The organism is Kibdelosporangium philippinense, assembly GCF_021390435.2.
GTDB classification, from domain to species: Bacteria; Actinomycetota; Actinomycetes; order Mycobacteriales; family Pseudonocardiaceae; genus Kibdelosporangium; species Kibdelosporangium philippinense.
The window spans coordinates 90727-110538 of the sequence record NZ_JAJVCN010000004.1 but is presented as its reverse complement, the minus strand read 5'-3'; the positions used below and the strand labels follow the sequence as shown (position 1 = coordinate 110538).

At 64.6% G+C, this 19812-nt stretch carries 16 protein-coding genes and 1 pseudogene; 10 read left to right on the top strand and 7 right to left on the bottom strand.

From position 1 onward, the window contains the following. Positions 1 to 25 precede the first annotated feature (25 nt). The 5 genes and pseudogenes from LWC34_RS43410 to LWC34_RS59130 all read left to right on the top strand — a co-directional run. Positions 26 to 721, top strand: a complete 696-nt coding sequence (locus tag LWC34_RS43410; protein WP_233731149.1) for an iron-dependent transcriptional repressor DtxR — start codon at positions 26 to 28, stop codon at positions 719 to 721. Further along, the gene (gene galK, locus LWC34_RS43405) at positions 718 to 1875 is read left to right on the top strand and encodes a galactokinase (RefSeq protein ID WP_233731148.1); all 1158 of its coding nucleotides are present in this window, start codon (positions 718 to 720) and stop codon (positions 1873 to 1875) included. The genes LWC34_RS43410 and galK overlap by 4 nt, the downstream gene beginning before the upstream one ends. 18 nt (positions 1876 to 1893) lie before the next feature. Next, the gene (gene galE, locus LWC34_RS43400) at positions 1894 to 2850 is read left to right on the top strand and encodes a UDP-glucose 4-epimerase GalE (protein ID WP_233731147.1); all 957 of its coding nucleotides are present in this window, start codon (positions 1894 to 1896) and stop codon (positions 2848 to 2850) included. 156 nt (positions 2851 to 3006) lie between these two features. Next, positions 3007 to 3534, top strand: a complete 528-nt coding sequence (locus tag LWC34_RS43395) for a hypothetical protein (RefSeq protein ID WP_233731146.1) — start codon at positions 3007 to 3009, stop codon at positions 3532 to 3534. A gap of 229 nt (positions 3535 to 3763) precedes the next feature. Then, positions 3764 to 3889 (top strand): annotated as a pseudogene (locus tag LWC34_RS59130) (hypothetical protein); the annotation flags it as partial. An 82-nt stretch (positions 3890 to 3971) separates the two neighbouring features. Here LWC34_RS59130 and LWC34_RS43390 read toward each other — a convergent pair. The 4 genes from LWC34_RS43390 to LWC34_RS43375 form a co-directional block, all read right to left on the bottom strand. Next, complete coding sequence (locus LWC34_RS43390; RefSeq protein ID WP_233731145.1) at positions 3972 to 4430, bottom strand: nuclear transport factor 2 family protein; 459 nt, start codon at positions 4428 to 4430, stop codon at positions 3972 to 3974. A 72-nt stretch (positions 4431 to 4502) separates the two neighbouring features. Then, the gene (locus LWC34_RS43385; protein WP_233731144.1) at positions 4503 to 4889 is read right to left on the bottom strand and encodes a hypothetical protein; all 387 of its coding nucleotides are present in this window, start codon (positions 4887 to 4889) and stop codon (positions 4503 to 4505) included. Between the two features lie 297 nt (positions 4890 to 5186). After that, complete coding sequence (locus LWC34_RS43380) at positions 5187 to 6254, bottom strand: DUF4192 domain-containing protein (RefSeq protein WP_233731143.1); 1068 nt, start codon at positions 6252 to 6254, stop codon at positions 5187 to 5189. 516 nt (positions 6255 to 6770) lie between these two features. After that, complete coding sequence (locus LWC34_RS43375) at positions 6771 to 8840, bottom strand: alpha-galactosidase (RefSeq protein WP_233731142.1); 2070 nt, start codon at positions 8838 to 8840, stop codon at positions 6771 to 6773. An 80-nt stretch (positions 8841 to 8920) separates the two neighbouring features. On the opposite strand from LWC34_RS43375, the gene LWC34_RS43370 reads away from it, so the two are divergent. From LWC34_RS43370 to LWC34_RS43355, 4 genes are all read left to right on the top strand, one after another. Next, positions 8921 to 10084: an ROK family transcriptional regulator gene (locus tag LWC34_RS43370; protein WP_233731141.1), complete on the top strand. Its 1164-nt coding sequence runs from the start codon at positions 8921 to 8923 to the stop codon at positions 10082 to 10084. 19 nt (positions 10085 to 10103) lie between these two features. Further along, positions 10104 to 12278 (top strand): alpha-galactosidase, encoded by a 2175-nt coding sequence (locus tag LWC34_RS43365; protein ID WP_233731140.1) that lies wholly within the window; start codon positions 10104 to 10106, stop codon positions 12276 to 12278. Between the two features lie 11 nt (positions 12279 to 12289). After that, positions 12290 to 13666: a glycoside hydrolase family 27 protein gene (locus LWC34_RS43360; RefSeq protein WP_233731139.1), complete on the top strand. Its 1377-nt coding sequence runs from the start codon at positions 12290 to 12292 to the stop codon at positions 13664 to 13666. 122 nt (positions 13667 to 13788) lie between these two features. Next, positions 13789 to 14592, top strand: coding sequence for an alpha/beta fold hydrolase (locus LWC34_RS43355; RefSeq protein ID WP_233731138.1), 804 nt, complete (start codon positions 13789 to 13791; stop codon positions 14590 to 14592). A gap of 47 nt (positions 14593 to 14639) precedes the next feature. Here LWC34_RS43355 and LWC34_RS43350 read toward each other — a convergent pair whose 3' ends face one another. From LWC34_RS43350 to LWC34_RS43340, 3 genes are all read right to left on the bottom strand, one after another. Next, positions 14640 to 15329, bottom strand: coding sequence for a PP2C family protein-serine/threonine phosphatase (locus LWC34_RS43350; RefSeq protein ID WP_233731137.1), 690 nt, complete (start codon positions 15327 to 15329; stop codon positions 14640 to 14642). A 110-nt stretch (positions 15330 to 15439) separates the two neighbouring features. Further along, entirely contained in the window at positions 15440 to 17245 is a 1806-nt protein-coding gene (locus tag LWC34_RS43345; RefSeq protein WP_233731136.1) for a Xaa-Pro dipeptidyl-peptidase, read from the bottom strand. Between the two features lie 29 nt (positions 17246 to 17274). Then, the gene (locus LWC34_RS43340) at positions 17275 to 18633 is read right to left on the bottom strand and encodes an MFS transporter (RefSeq protein ID WP_233731135.1); all 1359 of its coding nucleotides are present in this window, start codon (positions 18631 to 18633) and stop codon (positions 17275 to 17277) included. A gap of 165 nt (positions 18634 to 18798) precedes the next feature. Between LWC34_RS43340 and add the strand changes: the two genes are divergently transcribed. After that, positions 18799 to 19800, top strand: a complete 1002-nt coding sequence (gene add, locus LWC34_RS43335; RefSeq protein WP_233731134.1) for an adenosine deaminase — start codon at positions 18799 to 18801, stop codon at positions 19798 to 19800. Positions 19801 to 19812 lie beyond the last annotated feature (12 nt).

Here is a 19812-nt window from a genome sequence, read left to right as displayed (position 1 = left end):
TGGACGCCGACGAAGGGGTAGCGGCGTGAACGAGCTCATCGACACCACAGAGATGTACCTACGCACCATCTACGAACTCGAAGAAGAAGGTGTGGTGCCACTCCGCGCGCGAATCGCGGAACGGCTCGGGCAGAGCGGCCCGACAGTGAGCCAGACGGTCGGCCGGATGGAACGCGACGGACTGCTCGTTGTCGCCGACGATCGTCACCTCGAACTGACCGATCACGGCCGTGACCTGGCGATCGCCGTGATGCGCAAGCACCGGCTGGCCGAGCGGCTGCTCGTCGACGTGATCGGCCTCGAATGGGAACACGTGCACAGCGAGGCATGCCGCTGGGAGCACGTGATGAGCGAGGCGGTCGAGCGCAAGCTGGTCAAGCTGCTCGGCAACCCGACCACCTCGCCGTACGGCAACCCGATCCCCGGCTTGGACAAGCTGGGCGACGGCGAGCCAGCACCGCCTGCCGAGGCCGAACTGATCCGGATCGACGAGGTCGCCCGCCGCGGCGGCGGCAAGGTCGTCATCCGCCGGATCGCCGAGCACGTGCAGATGGATCCCGACCTGATGGCCGAGCTGAAGTCGGTCGGTCTGCTTCCCGGTCAGACCGTCAACGTCGGTCCGTCCAAGGGCGATGGCAACCTGATCGAGGTCAGCGGCGCGGGCAACTCCGTCCAGCTGGAGCCGTCGGTGCTGCACGCGGTATTGGTGCGGTCCGAGTGAGCCAGGCCGCACGGGCGGCCGAGGCGTTCGAACGACTGCATGGCCGGTCTCCGGCCGGTGTGTGGTCGGCGCCTGGCCGCGTGAACCTCATCGGCGAGCACACCGACTACAACGACGGCTTCGTGCTGCCCTTCGCCATCCCGTACCGCACCGCTGTCGCCGCGTCCGCTCGTGACGACGACACGATCACGGTGTCCACGCTGCACGACCGCGGCCGCGCCGAGACCGCAGACCCGGCCCGGATCTCCGATCTGGTGCCCGGCGCGATCTCCGGCTGGCCCGCGTACCCCTCCGGTGTCGCGTGGGTGCTTCGCGAGCAGGGCAGCACCGGCGGCGCCGATCTGGTGATCGCGGGTGACGTGCCCGCGGGCGCTGGCCTGTCTTCGTCGCATTCGCTTGAGTGCGCGACTGCCTTGGCACTGCTGGGTTTGGCGGGTTCGCGACAGTCCAACAGCGACATCGCCAAGTGGATCCAGCAAGCCGAGAACGACTTCGTTGGCGCGCCAACGGGTCTGCTGGATCAGACGGCGTCGTTGAACTGCACCGAGGCGCACGTGCTCTTCCTCGATGTGCGCTCTGGGGAGGCTGAGCAGGTCCCGTTCGACGCGTCCCGGCACGGCCTCGAGGTGCTCGTCATCGACACCCGGGCGAGCCACTCGCACACCGAGTCCGGCTACGGCGCACGGCGCCGTGGCTGCGAGGAGGCCGCCAAGATCCTGGGCATCCCGGCCCTGCGTGACATCGCGCTGGATGAGCTCGACGCGGCGCTCGCCAAGCTCCCCGAGGAGCTACGGCCGCTCGTCAAGCACGTGGTGACCGAGAACGAGCGGGTGCTGCAGACCGTGGCCCTGCTCAAGCAGGACAAGTACGGGGAGATCGGCCCGCTGCTCAGCGCGTCGCACGCCAGCCTGCGCGACGACTATCGAGTGTCGTGCGACGAGCTGGACGTGGCGGCGGAGGCGGCTGAAGCTGCCGGTGCCCTGGGTGCCAGGATGATCGGCGGCGGCTTCGGTGGGTCGGCGATCGCGCTGGTTCGTGGCGACGCCCGCGCCGAGGTCGAGGCCGCGGTCACCGCTGCCTTCGCCGAGCGGTCGTTCACCGCGCCACGGATGTTCACCGGAGTGCCCTCAGCGGGCGCCGGCCAGGATCGTTGATCGAAAGGGGACTCGCCAGTGAAGCTGCTCGTCACGGGCGGTGCTGGGTACGTCGGAAGCAACTGCTCCGCGCGGCTCGTCGAGGCAGGCCATGAGGTCGTCGTGGTCGACGACCTGTCGACCGGGCACGCGGACGCCGTGCCCGAGGGCTGTCGGCTGATCCAGGCCGACTTCGCCGACGTGGCGAGCACGGTACTTGGCGAAGGCTTCGACGGTGTGCTGCACTTCGCGGCGAAGTCCCTGGTCGGCGAGTCCATGCAGGACCCGGCGAAGTACTGGCACGGCAACGTGGTGACCACGCTGCGCCTGCTGGACGCCATGCGTGAGCACGGCACCCCACGCCTGGTCTTCTCCTCCACGGCCGCGGTGTACGGCGAACCGGACGAGGTCCCCATCCCGGAGACCGCGCCCACCCGCCCGACGAACACCTACGGCGCGACCAAGCTGGCCGTCGACCACATGATCACCTCGTACGCGGCAGCCCACGGCCTGGCCGCGGTCAGCCTGCGGTACTTCAACGTGGCGGGCGCCCAGGGCCGCTACGGCGAGCGGCACGCCACCGAGACCCACCTGATCCCGCTGGTCTTGCAGGTCGCGACCGGGCAGCGTGAGCACATCCAGATCTTCGGCGACGACTGGCCGACCGAGGACGGCACCTGCATCCGCGACTACATCCACGTCACGGACCTGGCGGACGCGCACCTGCTGGCGATCGAGAACGCGACCGAGGGCAAGCACGCCATCTACAACCTCGGCAACGGCACCGGTTTCTCCGTCCTGCAGGTCATCGAGGCCTGCAGGCAGGCAACGGGCCACGCGATCCCCGCGAAGGTCGCCCCCCGACGCGCCGGTGACCCCGCGGTGCTCGTCGCCTCAAGCGAACGCGCCCGCACCGAACTCGGCTGGAAGCCCGAACGAGCCGACATCACCACGATCGTCGAGGACGCCTGGACCTTCACCCAGTCCCGCGGCTGATCAGAGTCTGCGCACGGCGTCCCGTTCCTGGTGAACGCGGGCGCCTTTCGCATATCAGGCCCCCGCGACCGAAGAACCCGAGCAGCGCCGCGATGACGGCCCCTCGCATCTCCAGGCATCGCATTGCATGGTCACCCTCGATCCCCTGGAGTACTCGTGAGCACGTCACCTTCCGACCAAGAGCTGTGGGACGCCTTCGTCGGCACCAAGCGGGAAATGCACCGCCGCCAAGCTGAGTTCTATCAGCAAGCCACAGACAAAACCGCAATCCTTCGAACCGCGCTCAGCCCGGCGGCCGGGGCTTGGCACCAGGGAACCGCACTTGACTTCCTCTCAAGCTTCAACCACGACACCACATCCCTGCTCCCCGAGCTGATGCCCTTGGCAATGTCGCATCGATGGTTGCGAGCCGCTCAAGACGCCATCGCCCATGTTCCTCTCGACCGTCTCCTGCCAGTCCTCGAGCCGCTGTTCCTCACGGAACTGGCCGCAGCCGAGGACGACGACTACTGGTACTTGGCCAGCCTCGCCGCACGGCTGCAGGCATGGTCCCTGCTCGAACAGGTCGTCCGCCAAGCCGAAGAGAGCAGCAACCCCGAAGTTCGCGAGAGCGCGCAGTACTTCGTCGCGACCTACGGACCTATGTGGACAGCGGGGCCGACACCAGCCGATCCGATCCCGTAAGGTCTCGACACCGTTCCAGCGAACCACGCGCGCGTATCGGGGGCGGCGTTGGGCGCGATGGTGATGCTGTTGGCCTCCTCTTGTTCGGGGAGGATCCAGCTCGGCCCTGGAGTTGCCCCGTTTTGACTGATGTTGCCGCCGTTTGACGGGCGCGGACGTTGAGAGAGATACGGTTCGATGATCATGCTGAGGGAGATCGTTCGTCGTACCGAAGCCTTATCCGCCGGAGTTTCGGCGGCGTGCTCTGGACCTGATCTCATCGAGCCGGTCGGTGCTTGAGGTGACCGCGTCGCTGGGCGTGGCGCAGTCCTGTTTGTATCGCTGGAAGCACCAGGACCTGATCGACCGAAGATAGGCATCACCGAGCCCGGAGGCGGCCGAGTACTCGGTAGGGCAAGCTCTACTGCTCCACTGCACGCGCTGCGGGTACGGGGAAATCAGTGTTCGGTCTGTCTGCTCGGGTTGGGGTTGAGGGAGGACAGGAGGTTTGGCAGCCTTCCGACAGCGGCCGCTCGGGCGATGTGGTTGTGGTAGTCGCGGGAATGGACGACTTTGCCGTCACGTACGCGGACGACGATGATGTTGCCGTTGCGGAATGGTGTGCCGTCCGGGGCTGTGCCTGTGTAGTCCCATTCTGCGATGATGACCTCTGGGTCCTTGGTTTCGTGGATGACGAGGTCTGACACGGCCATTTTGGGGTAGGCGCTGGGATCCACGGCGTTCACCATGGCCCGGATGCCGTCGCGGCCGCGCACTACCTGCGCTGTGGGTAATGCGAACCGTATTTCGAGCTCGCAGTCTTGGGCGTAGAAGTTGGGCACGTCCGCGAAGCGTCCCTCGGCGAAGAGGTCGATCAGTCGCGAGACTAGCTCTCGTGGCGTATACGGTTGAGACACAAGGGTTTCCTCTCGCAGTCGGACGCCGGGTGACGACTGGGGCGAGTTGGATTTGTGGGTGATCGATGCCGGTCAGGACCGGCCGATTGAGCGCAGCGGTGTGGCTACGAGCAGGACCAGTGTGATCACGCTGATCACTGTGCCTGGCACCAAGTACCAGACGCTCGCGATTGCCACTATGAGCGCTGCGGTCCACGACCATGTGGCTTCGAAGGCTAGCCCGACAGCTGCGGCGAGCCATGCCAGGCCGAGCACCACGAAGGTTGACTTCATGCCGACGGACTCTGGGTTGATGCCTACGCGGGCGACGAGTCGGGCCCATGGGCCGAGTTGGCCTGTGTGATCACCGGAGCTGGGCGTGATGTAACTGCCGGTCACGAGAGCTCTCGTACCGTCGATGAGCATGTAAGAGCCCTGCACGACGCAAAGGACGACAGCGATCCACTTCAGCACCGCCATGCCCAGGGAGCCTAGTGACTCTGTGCGGGGAACGGGTGTTTGGCGGATCGAAGTTTTCGCCGGACAGGTTGTCTTCCGGGCAAGGCGAACATAGGCGCCTGTACCTGGCGACCGCTGCGCTGGAACTGCCCGCGAACTGTGTCGCCGTGTGTGGTGCGGAGCGTCTCGCCTCCGCGCGGTTTGACGTGCGAATGAAGGCGCGGAATACCCGCTTCTCGACTCCAGGGTGATTGCTCAACCAAGAATCATGCTTGGCAAGTTGGAGCGCCCTGAAGCTCGGCGAACCATGGGGACAAGTCACTGGAACTCCCGCTCGGTATTGATGGGATTCCCGCAGATGGGCGGGTTTTCGACTGCTGTCTCGTCGGGTGGTGGACCAGCGAACGCGTCCGCTACAGCCTGGGCCACCATGGCTGGCGGGAGTCCGCAATCCATGGACGAACGCATCAGGTTGGCGAATGTGTGATCGGCATTGGCCTGCAATGCGACGTCGACCGCCACCCCAGCGAGGACTCCGTCACCACGGAGAAACGCTGTGAGGGCAAGCAGACAGGCTGGTTCCGCGCGATAGGGCGCCGGTAGCGCCCGGGTGATCTCGGTCCATAGTTGTTCGATGGGGTGGCCGATGCTGGTGACCTCGGGACGCATACATCCGTCGCGGACGCGGAAATTGCTGAACGCCACACCCAATTCGACGAGTCGGTCCTCACCGAGGGTCCATGTTCCCTCCCGTGCCTCTGCCACCAGTTCGTCGATCAGTTGTCTGCTGCGGGCTTCGTTCTGGTTCAGCTCCAACGCGGCTTTGATGCGTTCGGCTCGTTGCGGGAGCGGCGAACGATCTGCTGGTTCCAAGGTCGCACGGAGTTCTTCTTTGCTGTCATAGGTCACCACGCCGACGGCGGCTGCAGCGGCCGCGAGCATGGAGGAGCTCGGATCGGGAATGGAGCCGTTGCAGTCGACGTGCATGTAGCACCACCACATGAGGTTCGCTTTGATCTCAGGAACCCAGAACGCGTGGTGCACCATAACACCGGACGCCGCGAAGACAACGCCAATGATGTCGACGAGTCGACTGTGCGGCAAGGGTTCTTCCGGCCTCGCCTCGCCATCACAGACGACAACCACTGACACGCCACAGGAATTGGCCCGCAGGATCGGGTCTCTGAGTTGCATGGCCAGCGCGTGGTAGAGCTCTGGCGACGGCACGTCGGCGCGGAGACATGCTGTGACTTGGGCACGGGCGGTACCCGAGTACACGCACACCACTACGGATTCGGCTGGCCGGAAGCCAAGCAGGTAGGGCACGGCGGCGATCAGTTCGCCGGTGTCCCTGATTGGTATGAGGGGTCGCTGCTTTGTTTGCATAGTTCGACTTTGCCGGTTTTTTGGGTGGCGGTGGCAGTGGGCGGGGTTGGCCGCTGTGGACAGATGGGGGTTGTGGACAAGTGGTTTATGTTGATCTTCACTGGGTGGCGGGGTTGGGGATTTCGTGTACCCTGCCGCTGGCTTGATGAAGGAGGGCTCGCCTGGAGAGGGACCACGGGCTTGAACAGTGTTCGGAGGAGGTACGGCTGCTGGACATCGATTTGATGCGCCAGGTGGATGTTTCCTGCCAGACTTTATGTTTCCGTGGGCGGAACTCGCGCTGCGGCCGGGCGGGTTTGGCTTCGGCTGGTTCGGCGATTGATGGATAATCTCGCGGGCGTAGGCCCTTTGCTACGACCCGCGACGAGTTCGGCAGGAGTGTGGCCTGATGCTAGGCATGCCTCGACGGAGAAACTTTGCACAAGCGGGCTGATGAACAAAGTCACCGCGGGCAAGGTTGTCCCGTCAGTCCTGAGTGGACTGACGGAACAACCTCGCGCCGCGGTGGGGTGGTGATCAGGAAGGCGTGACCGCCGTGAAGTGCAGCATTGTGCTGGCGTAGTCGCCTAGTGGCAGCGTGGGTTCGAAGCCGTGGTGCAGTAGTACGGCTCCGTCTATCTCAAGTGAGCCTGCGCGGTATCGGGCTGCTGGGTCCAGTGCCTTTAGGCGGACTGGGAGTTGCGGCTTGCCGAAGCTCACGGTTGGCCGCCACAACAGGACGACGACCTCGTTGCCCAGGACGTATTGCACGCCCGTCACCGGCCCTGCCGACAGCTGGTACTGCACGCCGTGTTGCACGACGTGTCGGATTTCCTTGTATTGGGCCAACAGCTCTGTGGCTTCGGCCAGGTCCTCGGCCGACCAGTTGAGCAGGTTTCCTCCGATACCAAGGACTCCGGCCATTGCCACGTGGAATCGGAAGGCCAGCGGCACCACTCGGCCGGTGAATGGGTTCGGGCTGTCCGTCACCCATGCTGACATCGTCCGTGCCGGGTATAGCGTGCTGTATCCGCGTTGGATGGCGATTCGGTCCAGCGCGTCCGTGTTGTCCGAGATCCATGCTTGGTCTGTTCGGGCGAGCATTCCCAGGTCGACTCGGCCGCCTCCGCCTGAGCAGGCTTCGATTCGCACCCCGGGGTGATCCGCGCGCAACCTGTCGATGATCGCGTAGACGTGCCGGACGTGGTCTATCCACAGCCTGTCTTGGTCTGCTTCCGCTGGCCAGCCTGCTTCGCTGAAGGACCTGTTCATGTCCCATTTCAGGAAGTCGATTTCGTGCTGGCCCAGCAGTTGGTCCAGCCACTTGTGCGCCCACTCCGCCACGTCCGTCCGCGCGAAGTTCAGCACGAGCTGGTTTCGCATCGTTGTCCGTGTGCGGTTTTCCATGTGCATCACCCAGTCTGGGTGCTGGCGGTAGAGATCGCTGTCCGGGTTCACCATTTCCGGCTCCACCCACAGGCCGAAGCGCATTCCGAGCCTGTGCACCTCTGCGATCAGCGGGTTCAGACCTCCGGGGAACTTGTCCTGATTCACGGTCCAGTCACCGAGACCTGCCGAGTCGTGCAGACGTCCGCCGAACCAGCCGTCGTCCATCACGAACAGCTCGCAGCCCAGCTCCGCCGCCCGCGCCGCCAGGTTCTGCTGGTTTTCCGAGTTGACGTCGAACTCGGTTGCTTCCCAGGAGTTGTAGATGATCGGACGGGTCTCATCCGAATGCGGCAACACGTGGTTGCGCACATAGGCGTGCCAGCGCCGAGATGAAGCCTCCAGGCCGTCGGCCGCGTAAAGGCCTGCGAATACTGGGGTTTCCCATTCTTCGCCTGGGTTCAGGCGCCATGACAGGCCTTCGTGGCCGAAGCCTCCGGTGAAGCTGGTGTGTCCCTGTGCCGTACTGCGCAACGTGATTCGCCACGAGCCGCTCCACGCCAGGGCACCGCTCCACACTTCGTCTCCGGAGTGGACGAAGAGGAACGGGTTGGCCTGGTGACTGGATGTGCCACGGCGGCTTGTGAACACGGTTTCGCCGAAGGGCACTGGCGTGCTGTGCAGCTGGAATTCCGCGGACCAGCCACCGGTTGTGTGAGTGACCTGGTAGTCCTCACGGTACGGCAGGAACCATGAGGCGGAATCCGTCCGCAGCAACGTGATCGGGTCCTCGGAACCCGTGTGGCGCAACGTGGTCCAGCGTTCGATCACGTCCGTGCCCGCGCCGATCCAGTAGTGCAGCACGACTTCCAGCGGGTAGTGGCGGTCGGTGAAACGGATCGCGAGGTGCCCGTCGTCGACCGTGTGGTCGACGTACTTCCACTCGAAGGCACGCGTGCCGTCCGCGAACTTCACCTGCAGTGAGGGCGCGTCGAACCGGGATCCGCCTTCGACCACGAGTTCTTCGTCGGTCACGCCGTCGACGCTGCTGATCTTCGACAGCACCGGGACACGGACCGTCGCGGCCTGGCCGATGGTCAGCGCGGGACCCCAGTACACGTGCCGAGGCGCGTCCGAGGAGTCGAGCCGCACGGCGTACGAGGTGGTCGCCGTCGTCAACAGCCAGAGCCGCTCGTCGGCATCGAAGATCACTTCAGCCATGCCTGTGGACCTCGCGTTTCCTACGTGGGACGAATTAGTTTCTTGACGAAGTTAATTTATAAAACCTACGCTACCGAAGCATGACGCCACGACGCCAGAGTGGGCGGGCGCCGGTCACCAGTCCGGCGGCGGCCACCGTGTTCACCACGGTCCTCACCCAGGGCCCGGTGTCGCGAGTGGACGTGGCACGCCGCACGGGCCTGTCGTCAGCGGCGGTCACGAAGGCGTCACGGCCTCTGATCGAGGCCGGCTACCTGGTTGAGCTGGACTCGGAGCAAGGCGGCGTCGGACGCCCGGCCAGCCCGCTGGACCTGCGTACCGACCGCGAGTTCTTCCTCGGCGTCAAGATCACCGACCGGGAATTGATCGGAGTGGTCACGGATCTGCGGTCGCAGATCCTGGTCACGAAATTCCACCAGCTGCCGTCACGGAAAGTCGACGCGGTGGTTGACGGTGTTTCGGAAATGGTCACCGACCTGCTGGCCGAATCCAAGGCGTACAAACAGCGCACCCATTGCGTCGGTGTCACCGTCGCCGGTGACGTGGACCGGGACGAAGGCTTTGTCCGCTACTCCCCTTTCCTACACTGGCGTGACGTTCCCCTTGCTGAGCTGTTGGCCGAGAAGATCGACCTGGAGATCACGGTCGACAACGACGTCAAAGCGATCACGGTGGCCGAACGCTGGTTCGGCAACGGCGTCGGCGCCGACTCGTTCGCCCTGGTCACGCTCGGAACCGGAATCGGCTGCGGGCTCGTGGTCAACGGCGGCGTAGTGACCGGATCACATGGTGTCGCCGGCGAGATCGGCCATATCCCGGTCTTCGGCGACGGACCGTTATGCCACTGCGGCGCCACCGGCTGCGTCGAGGCGATCGCCTCAACCGACGCGATCGTGGCAGCCGCCAGGATGACGACTGGCGAGCCCGCGCTGACCATGGAAGAGGTCGTCACCGGCGCCAGGCTCGGTGACGTGGCGCTGAGGCGAGTCTTTGCCAGGGCAGGCGTCGCGATCGGCCGTGGTCTTGCCTCGATGGCAAACTTGGTCGGCCCGGAACGGATCATCGTCTCCGGTGAAGGGCTGGACGCGTATGACCTGTTCGCCGACGAGATCAGGGATACCTTCGCAACGCAGGCATTCGGCGCCGCGGCGCACTGCGAACTCATTCTCCGCCCGCTGCCGTTCGAGGAGTGGGCACGTGGCGCGGCGGCCATCGCCGCCGTGCGGACGTTGGTCATCTCCTAGAGAAAGACAGGGCGCCTCAATGAAGAGACGTGTTGTAGCCGGGTTATCCCTGCTGTTGGTGGCAGGGCTGGTCAGCCCGGCCGAGGCCAGTTCGACGGCCTCGTTCGGCCAGGGCGGCGTGCGCGTCGTCTACCAGACGAACAAGGGCACAGCGGACGTCTACTGGCGTGGTGCGAAGCGGATCAAGGATTTCGCCAGCGAGGTGCAACTCGGCGGCAGGACGGTCTCCACAAAGGACTACCGCAACGGCTGCCGGTACCGGTCGAACGTGGTCACGTGTGAGCGCTACGGCTTGCCCACGTTCAAGCAGAAGTTCACGTTCGACGGCCCGGACCACTTCTTCGTCCAGGTCGAGCTGTCGTCCGGCGCGACACTGAGCACGAACAAGATCAGCCCAATCGTGGTCGACTCCCCCGGCGGCGTGGACATCGGGACGAATGGCGACCGCAGGATGCTCCTGGTCCCGGTCGACAACGACGCGTGGGTCCGTTACGAATCCAAACCCATCAACGACGTCACGCCGAAGCAGCGCAGCTTCGAAGTGACCACGGTCTTCGACGACACCAGCAGGCACGGGTTCGTGTTCGGCTCGATCGACCACGACACCTGGAAGTCCGGCATCACCGCGCAGGGCCGGAAAGGCAAGCTCGACCGGCTCGAGGTCACGGCAGGTCTGACGGACTACCAGTACGACTACGGCACGGCCGACAACAAGTACCAGCACCGCCGGGAATCCTTGCCGCACAGGCCGGTTTCCGGCACGACGGTGACCTCGCCGCGGATGATGGTCGGCTACTTCGACGACTGGCGCACCGGCATGGAGACCTTCGGCCGCGCGAACGCCAAGGTCACCGGCACCCGCACCTGGGACAAGGGCACGCCGTTCGGCTACAACTCGTGGGGCGGCTTGGGTTCGACGGTCGCCAACCCCGCGCTGATGAACGAGACCAGCGACTTCATCGCCGAGAAGTTGCAAGGGTTCAAGGGCGAGACCAAGCCGTACGTTGGCATCGACTCGTACTGGGACGCCATGCTCGACCCGCAGTGGCAGTTCGAAAGCCCCGGCACCAGCTGGAAAAAAGTCGAGGACTACGTCGCGCACGTCAAGGCCAACGGCCAGGAGCCCGCGCTGTACTTCCAGCCGTTCACCAACTTCTGGAAGGAAGGCATCGACAACCAGATCGGCGGGACCGCGCTGTGCGACGGCTGCCCGAACCAGACGTTGCGCCAGATGGCGTTGAAGGCCAACGGTCAGCCGATCCTGCTCAACGGCGGCTGGGCGCTGGACCCGACCAACCCCGGCGTGCTCAACCGGTCCCGGTTGGCGTTGACGAAGTTCCGTGAGCTGGGCGTGCGCTACGTGAAGATGGACTTCTTCACGCACGGCATGATCGAGTCCGACAGCTGGTTCGACCCGAGTGTCCAGACCGGACTGCAGGCCTTCCACCAGGGTATGCAGAAGGTCGTGGACTGGGCGGGCAAGGACACGTTCATCGACCTGGCGATCTCGCCGCTTTTCATGGGCCAGTACGGAAACGCCCGCCGGATCTCGTGTGACGTGCACGGCTCGATGAACAACTGGCACGAGGAAAAGCCGGACCTGTACCAGAAGAGCACCGAGAACCTGCTGAACTCGGTGACCTACGGCTGGTGGCTCGACGAGGTCTACGAGTACAACGACGGCGACCACATCCAGTTCGGCAACTACTACTACGACAAGGACAACAAGGCGCTGCTGTTCGACGGCACGAACCCGGCTCAGCCGCGGATCTGGCCGGAGAACTACAACCGCGCCAGGGTCACCTCGGCTGTGATCACGGGCGTGTATCTGATCAGCGACGATTTCAGCGCGAACGGCGACCCGGAGCTCAAGCGCCGCGCCGAGAAGTTCCTGAACAACCCGCGTATCAACGAAATCGCGAAGATCGGCCGTACGTTCCGTCCGGTCGAAGGGGACACCGGCTTCAAGGCCAACAACATGTACGTGCTGCACAACGGCAATGACACGCACCTCGCCGTGTTCAACTTCGACAAGACCGGTTCACGCAAGTTCCAGATCGACCCCGAGCGGATCGGCCTGCGGCACCGCAGCACCTTCACGGAGTTGTGGTCTGGCAAGACGTTCACCTCTCGTGGCCGCACCGAGATCACCGTGCCGAGCGAGGACGCGGTCATCTTCCGGATCAACTCGTAGGGAAAGGGCCAATGCTCAGAAGACCACTCACCTACCTGCTCGGTGCGGCGCTCGCGCTCACCGTCACGGTTCCCGCGTCGGCGTCGACCGACGTCGAGCGGGGCTACGGCCGTGACAAGCTGGCCGAAAAGCCCTACATGGGCTGGAGCAGCTGGAGCATGCAGGCCAGCAAGTACCCTGGGCTCAACCCCAAGGGTGACTACAGCTGGCTCAACGAGGCCAACGTCATCAAGCAGACCGACGCGGTCGCCTCGAAGCTCAGGCCCTTCGGCTACGACTACATCAACATGGACGCCGGTTGGTGGGCCGACTGGAGCTGGAAGTTCGGCTACGACGAGTACGGCCGTCCGACGCCGAACAAGGAGCGCTTCCCGCGTGGCATGAAGTGGATGGCCGACTACATCCACAAGAAGGGCCTCAAGGCCGGTATCTACATCCCGGTCGGCCTTGCCAAGGGTGTCGTCGACGACGGCGACTTCCCGGTCAAGGACGCGCCCGGCTGCAGCACGCACGACCTGATCTTCCCGGACAAGCGGACGACCAACGGCTGGGACAGCTCGTACAAGATCGACTTCTCGAATCCGTGCGCGCAGAAGTACATCGACTCGATCGCGACGATGTTCGCCGACTGGGGCTACGACTTCCTGAAGATCGACGGCGTCGGCCCCGGCTCGTGGAAGAGCGGCCCGCAGTACGACAACCGTGACGAGATCGCCGCGTACCGCAAGGCGTTCGACAAGACCCGCCGCCAGGTACACATCGAGATCTCGTGGTCGATCGACATCAACTACATCGAGGACTGGAAGAAGTCCTCGAACGGCTGGCGGATCGACACCGATGTCGAGTGCTACTGCAACACCTTGGTGACGTGGGAGAGCTCGGTCAACGACCGGTGGAAGGACCTGCCGCCGTGGATCCAGCACTCTGGCCCCGGTGGCTGGCACGATCTTGACACGCTCAACGTCGGCAACGGTGAGATGGACGGTCTGACGCCGGACGAGCGCTACAGCTACATGACGTTCTGGGCAATCACGTCCTCCCCGCTGTACGTCGGCGACGATGTGACCAAACTGGACGCCCTCGGCGTGAAGCTGCTGACCAACCGCGAGGTGCTCGCACTCAACCAGCAGGGCCGCCCGGCCAAGCCGGTCGACCCGAACACCGACCAGCCGGTCTGGTGGGCACGCAACAAGGACGGCTCGTACACCGTCGCACTGTTCAACCTCGGCAACGAGGCCAAGACCGTCCGGGCGAACTGGAAGGACTTCGGTTTCGACGGCCGCAAGAACGTGCGGGACGTCTGGGCCGACAAGTACCTCGGCAAGCAGCGGGACGGCTTCGAGGCCACGATCGCGCCGCACGGCACGAAGTTGCTGAAGGTCTGGTAACCGTGAGGGCCTACTTAGGGGCCTTCAACGCCGTCAAGGTGGCCTTCACGGCATAAGCCAACGCCGGTATGCGCGGCCAGCCTGCACCCCCGCGCATACCGGCGTTTCCATATCCTGAGCTAGTGATCGACAGGAATCTGGAACTGCCCAACGGGCAAGTGCTTCACATCTACGACTCCGGGCCAGCACCTCGCACGGTGTTCTGGCACCACGGAACTCCCAATCTCGGGACGCCTCCGCCATTCCAGACCCCAGGCATCCGCTGGGTTTCCTACGACCGGCCTTCCTACGGCACCTCAACTCCTGTGCCCGGCCGGACCGTCGGGTCGGCAGCGGAGCTGACAAAAGCGGTCGCCGATGCCTTGGGAATCAACGAGTTCGCAGTCATGGGTCATTCGGGCGGCGGCTCGCACGCCATTGCCTGTGGCGCCCTGCTGCAGGATCGCGTGATCGCCGTCGCGGCCATGGCCTCGGTCGCACCCTTTGACGCACAAGGACTTGACTGGTTCGGCGGGATGGCGGACATCGGCTCACTCAAAGCTGCCACGGCCGGGCGGGCAGCCAAGGAAAAGCACGCGGCGACGGCCGAATTCAATCCCGAGGTCTTCACTGCCGCGGACTACGCCGCGTTGGAAGGTTCCCAGAAATGGGTCAACGACGTCGTGGGACCCGCGATCGATGCTGGGCCCGAAGGCCTGATCGACGACGACCTCGCCTATGTCACGCCTTGGGGCTGCGACCCGAACCAGATCACAGCCCCGATGCTGCTGATTCACGGCGACGACGACCGGATGGTCCCCGCCACCCACAGCAAGTGGCTCAAAACCCGATGCGCGACGGCAGAACTACGACTAAGCCCTGGTGACGGCCACATCTCGGTACTGGACCGCGCACGCGAAGCCCTGGAATGGCTCAGCGCCTGCTGAAAACCCCAGGTAAACCGTCGTGAGTGGTTAGCAGCGTTAGAACACGCCTAACCACTCACGAGGGTTTGCGTGCTGATGAGCAGCGCGGTGGCGTTGTCCTTGCCGCCGAGCACCATCGCAGTTTCCACCAAAGTGGACACACGCGACAATGTGGTCGTGCCCTCTTCGGCCATCACCGCCTGAATGGTCTGCGGCGAGACGACCTTGTGCACGCCGTCGCTGGACAGCAACAAGCTCTGAAAATTGGTCACGGTCGCGCGGCCGATCCGTTCCTCGGACGTCGTCCGCAGCGAGTTGGTCACCACGTGCTCCATCCGGGGCGTGGGTACCGAGTCGTGCAGCCGGAAGTACTCGGCCATCGTCTGGTCGGACGTCACCTGCTCGAGCGAGACGCCGTCCCACACGTATGCACGGGCATCTCCGACCCAAGCGACCTGGTAGCCGTTGGCGTAGGGCATCGCGACCACGAGCACCGCGTCGGCGCCCGTGTTGAGGGCCTCAAGGGCCCGCTGTGCCGCGAGGACCGCTTCGACCGGGCCCGCCGCCGTTGACGTGCGGGCCGCTACGCCTGAGGCCACCCTGGCGGCCTCACCTGCCCAGATCGAGTCGCCGATGCCGTCGGCGAGAGCGAAAACGACGCTCTCGCCGTCCCTGGACGCGCCGACCGCGTCCGCGTTGAACTGCCTGCCGCCCTGCCGGCTGGCGGTGTCCCAGCTGATCACCTCGTTGCGCAGCATGTCGCGCCCTCCACCTCTGCCAAGCGGCCCCCGACAGCCGCATGCCGTCAAGGGTCCCCTGGTGAGCTGAACATCAGCTGAGCGCGAGGCATGCCCGCGACTAAGAACATCTACAACGCGTACCGCAGCGCTCCCTTTCCACCGACAATCGGCAGGTCAACGACTGTTTTGTCGACGTCGATGGAGATCCCCGCGCCCGGTTTCGGCCGCAAGGTGTAATCGAAGTCACTCGACAGCAGCACGAACTCGATCTTGTGACCGGCCGCGAAGACATAGTCCTTCGGCTCGAACCGCACCTCGATCGAGTACTCCCGGCCCGGCGTGACCGGCAACGTCACCCACTCGCTGAGCCGGTTCTGCGGGTCGGTCCAGCCTCGCGAGACGATCTTGCTCTTGCCGTCGGGCGCCCGGTCGACCAGCAACGCGGTGATGTTCGCGGCCGGACGGCTGAACGAAGCCCGCAGGTCCACCTTGCCTCGCCCGGACAGCCGGACGTCCTTGCTAGTCACGCCAGTCGAATACGAAAGACGGTTCGGCGAGCTGGCGGCGTCGACGAGGTCCTGCGCCTTCTGGGTCGCGTCGTCGGTGAGCGACTCGACGCCCTGGCGATGGGTCGGCGACGTGCCAAGCGTGCCGCGGGCGGTGCCACCGGCGCCGAGGTACAGCGAGGCGTCCTTCGTGCCAGGTGCGGGCCATTCGGCCTCGTCGACCCAGGTCTTGTCCTCACGCTGGATGGTCGCGCGCGGTTCCTTCTCCACACCGTTGTGCTGCTTGAACAGATACCGGGTGAACCAGCGGTTCAACGTGGTCAGCCACTCGTCGCGACGCAGGCTGAGCGGGTCGCTGTGGCCGCTCTGATGCCACCAGATCTTGTGCGGCACGCCGACCTTCTTGATCGCCTCGTACCACTGTTCGGCGTTCAGGCCCTTGACGTTCCAGTCGTTCAAGCCGTGCACGACAAGGGTCGCCGCCCGGACCTTGTGCACGTCCTTGAGGTAGTTGCGCTCGTGCCAGAACGCGCTGTAGTCACCGGTGACGCGGTCCTGCTTGCGGAAGATCTCGTCGATGATCGGCTTGCAGATCTCCTGGTCGGCCCTGGTGTAGACGAACTTGACCAGTACGTCAAGGTCCTCGCCCTGGTACCCGCCGGGCGCGACGACCAAGCCGTCCTGGCGGTAGTAGTCGTACCAGCTGGAGATCGCGGCGATCGGCACGATCGCGTCAAGGCCACGCACACCGGTCGACGCGACCGCGTTCGGCAGGGTTCCGTTGTAGGAAACGCCCATCATGCCGACGCTTCCGGTCGTCCACTTGGCACTGACCGGAGCGCCGGACGCGTCCTTCGCCTCGGCCCTGCCGTTCAACCAGTCCACAACGGACTTCGCGCCGATGGTCTCGTTGCTGCCACCGGAAGTCGGGCACCCGGTCGAGTGACCGGTGCCCAACGACTCCGCGTACACGACGGCGTATCCACGTGCGAGGAGGTACTGCTCGTAGCGTGAGGTGATGTCCGGCCTCGGGCCGCCGAACGCGGTAGCGACGCGTGCCTCATCCGCCGCGCGGTCCCGCTTCTGCCATGGCCACGTTGGCGAGTGCAGCTCGACGTCCACGCCGTGGTTCGGGACGTCGTTGAAGCCCGCGAAGTACGGCGAGATCTGGTACACGACAGGGACTTTCAGCCCCTGTTCGGTGGCTCTCGGTCTGACCACCTCCGTGTACACCACGTCGTCTTTGCCGTCCCGGTCGCTGTCGACCGGGGCGGTCACCCACAGCTTCTCGCGGACGACGTCAGTCGGATCGAACACCGGCTGTGCTTGGCCGTCCTTGAAAACAGGCTCCTGAGCCGCCGACGCGGCCGCCGGAATGACAGGTAGTGCGACGGCAACCGCTGCCAGCACGCTCAGTACGCGCCGCAAGACAACCCCCAAGGGTCAGTGGAGCAGGTTCATTGTGAACCCTTCACTGCCTCGGAGTCGTCAGTCAAGGCGCCAGAAGTCGCATTCTTGGCTGGTGCGGCCTTCAAAGCGATCGCCAGCAAGGCACCCGCGATCATCACGCCACCGACCACCCAGAGGCCTGCCCGCTGCGACCCAGTCAGGTCCTCCAGACCACCCGTGACATACGGCGCCACGAACCCGCTCACGTTGCCAAGCGAGTTGATCAGCGCGATTCCGCCAGCGGCCGCGGTCCCTGCCAAGAACGTGGAAGGCAGCGCCCAGAACGTGGGCAGCGCGCAGCAGATCCCGATCGCCGTGACGGTCACCGCGATCATGACGGCGAACGGGCTACCGAGATACAACGCGACCGGGATCGCGACGCCACCGACGATCATCGGCAGAGCCACGTGCCACACACGCTCGCCAGTCCGGTCGCCATGTCGTGCCCAGAAGACCATCGCAATCGCGCCGAAGACATACGGAACCGCCGTGATGAGTCCACGTTCGACAATCGAGAACGTGGTGCCGAACTGCTGCTGGAACCCGGCGATGATGCTTGGCAGGAAGAACCCGAGCGCGTAGAGGCCGTACACGTTTCCGAAGTAGACGAACGCGAGCCCGATGATCCGGCCGTGTGTCAGTGCTTTGCGCAGCGGCCAGTGGTGTTGCGACTCGGTTTTGGCCCGCTCGGCGTCGAGCTGGTCCTGCATCCACTTGCCTTCGGCAGGCGTGAGCCACTTGGCCTCGGTCGGCCGGTCGGTGAGGAAGAACCACGTCACGAACGCCAGCAGGACCGCGGGGATGCCCTCGACGAGGAACATGAACCGCCACCCGGCAAGGCCGAAAACCCCATCGCCGTGCCGGATCAGCAACGCGGAGATGGTCGCGCCGATCGCGCTGGAGACCGGGATGGCGACCATGAACCACGCGACCATCCGGGCGCGGTAGCGAGCCGGGAACCAGTATGTGAGGTACAGGATGATGCCAGGGAAGAAGCCCGCCTCAGCCACACCCAGCAGGAACCGCAGGATGACAAGCACGGTCACGTTCGGCACGAAAGCGATCGCGGTCGCGATCACGCCCCAGCTGATCATGATCCGGGCGATCCAGCGGCGCGCGCCGAACTTGTGCAGTGCCAGGTTGCTCGGTACCTCGAGCAGCAGATAGCCGATGAAGAAGATGCCGGACGCGAAGCCGAAGGCGGTCGCGGACATCGCGAGTTCCTTGGACAACCCGGCCGGTCCGGCGAAGCCGATGTTCACCCGGTCCAGATAGTTGATGAAGTACAGCAACCCTAGATAAGGCACCAGCCTTCGAGCTGCCTTGCGCCACGTGACGTCCCCGAATGGCTGCCCCTGTGAGTCCATTATGGCATCTCAGTCCCGATCAGGGTTGACGTCAACCCTATGCTGGGCGCATGTCGGAATTTCCCTTGTACGGAGAAGACCACGAGCGGGGTGACCTCGCTCCATAGGTGACACACGTCCGCAGCACACGTGTGTCCATTTTCCGGCTATCACAAGGATTTTCCCATGAAGGACTTCGTCTCCGCGCTGCCCAAGGTCGAGCTGCACGTCCACTTGGTTGGCTCCGCTTCCATCCCAACGGTCCTCGAGCTCGCCCGTCGTCACCCCGGCCACGGCGTGCCGACAGAAGAGCAAGCACTGCGTGACTTCTACGAGTTCAGCGACTTCGCGCACTTCATCGACAACTACGTCAAGGTCGACTCGCTGGTCCAGACCGGCGAGGACGTGCTCGCGTTGTTGCTGGGTCTGGCGAAGGACCAGGCCGCGAGCAACATCCGTTATTCCGAGGTCACGGTCACGCCGACGGCTCATTTGAAGCGGATCGAGCCGGACGAGCTGACCGAGACGCTCAACAAAGCCCGCGAACTGGCGCGGCAACAGCACAATGTCGAATTCGCCTGGGTCTTCGACATCGACGGCAACCTGGGCAAAGAAGCCGGTCCGGTGACCCTCGACTGGGTGCTCAAGCACCGCCCGCAAGGCACTGTCGGCCTAGGGCTTGGCGGACCGGAGATCGGCGTTCCGCGGGAATGGTTCCGTGAGCAGTTCGCGGTCGCCGCGGACAACGGGCTGCGCTGCCTGCCGCACGCGGGCGAGACGACCGGGCCGCAGACGATCTGGGGAGCCATCAACGAGCTGCACGCCGAACGCATTGGCCACGGCATCAGCGCGATCAAGGACATCCGGCTGGTCAACTTCCTAGCCGAGCACCAGATCCCGCTGGAAGTGAACCCGACGTCCAACATCCGCACCAAAGCTGTTGACGCGATCGAGAACCATCCCCTGCCCAAGCTCGTCGCGGCGGGCGTGCCGGTCGTCCTGGGAACCGATGATCCCGGCATGTTCCACACGACCCTCAACGACGAGTACCTGCTCTGTCACGAGGTGTTCAACTACGACCGCACCCAGTTGGCCGAACTGGCGAGCACCGCCGTAGCGGCTTCCTACGCCCCAGATGAGCTGAAAAATACCCTGTTTTCCGAGATCAACGCCCTGCTGGTGGTCTAGGCCGGATCACAT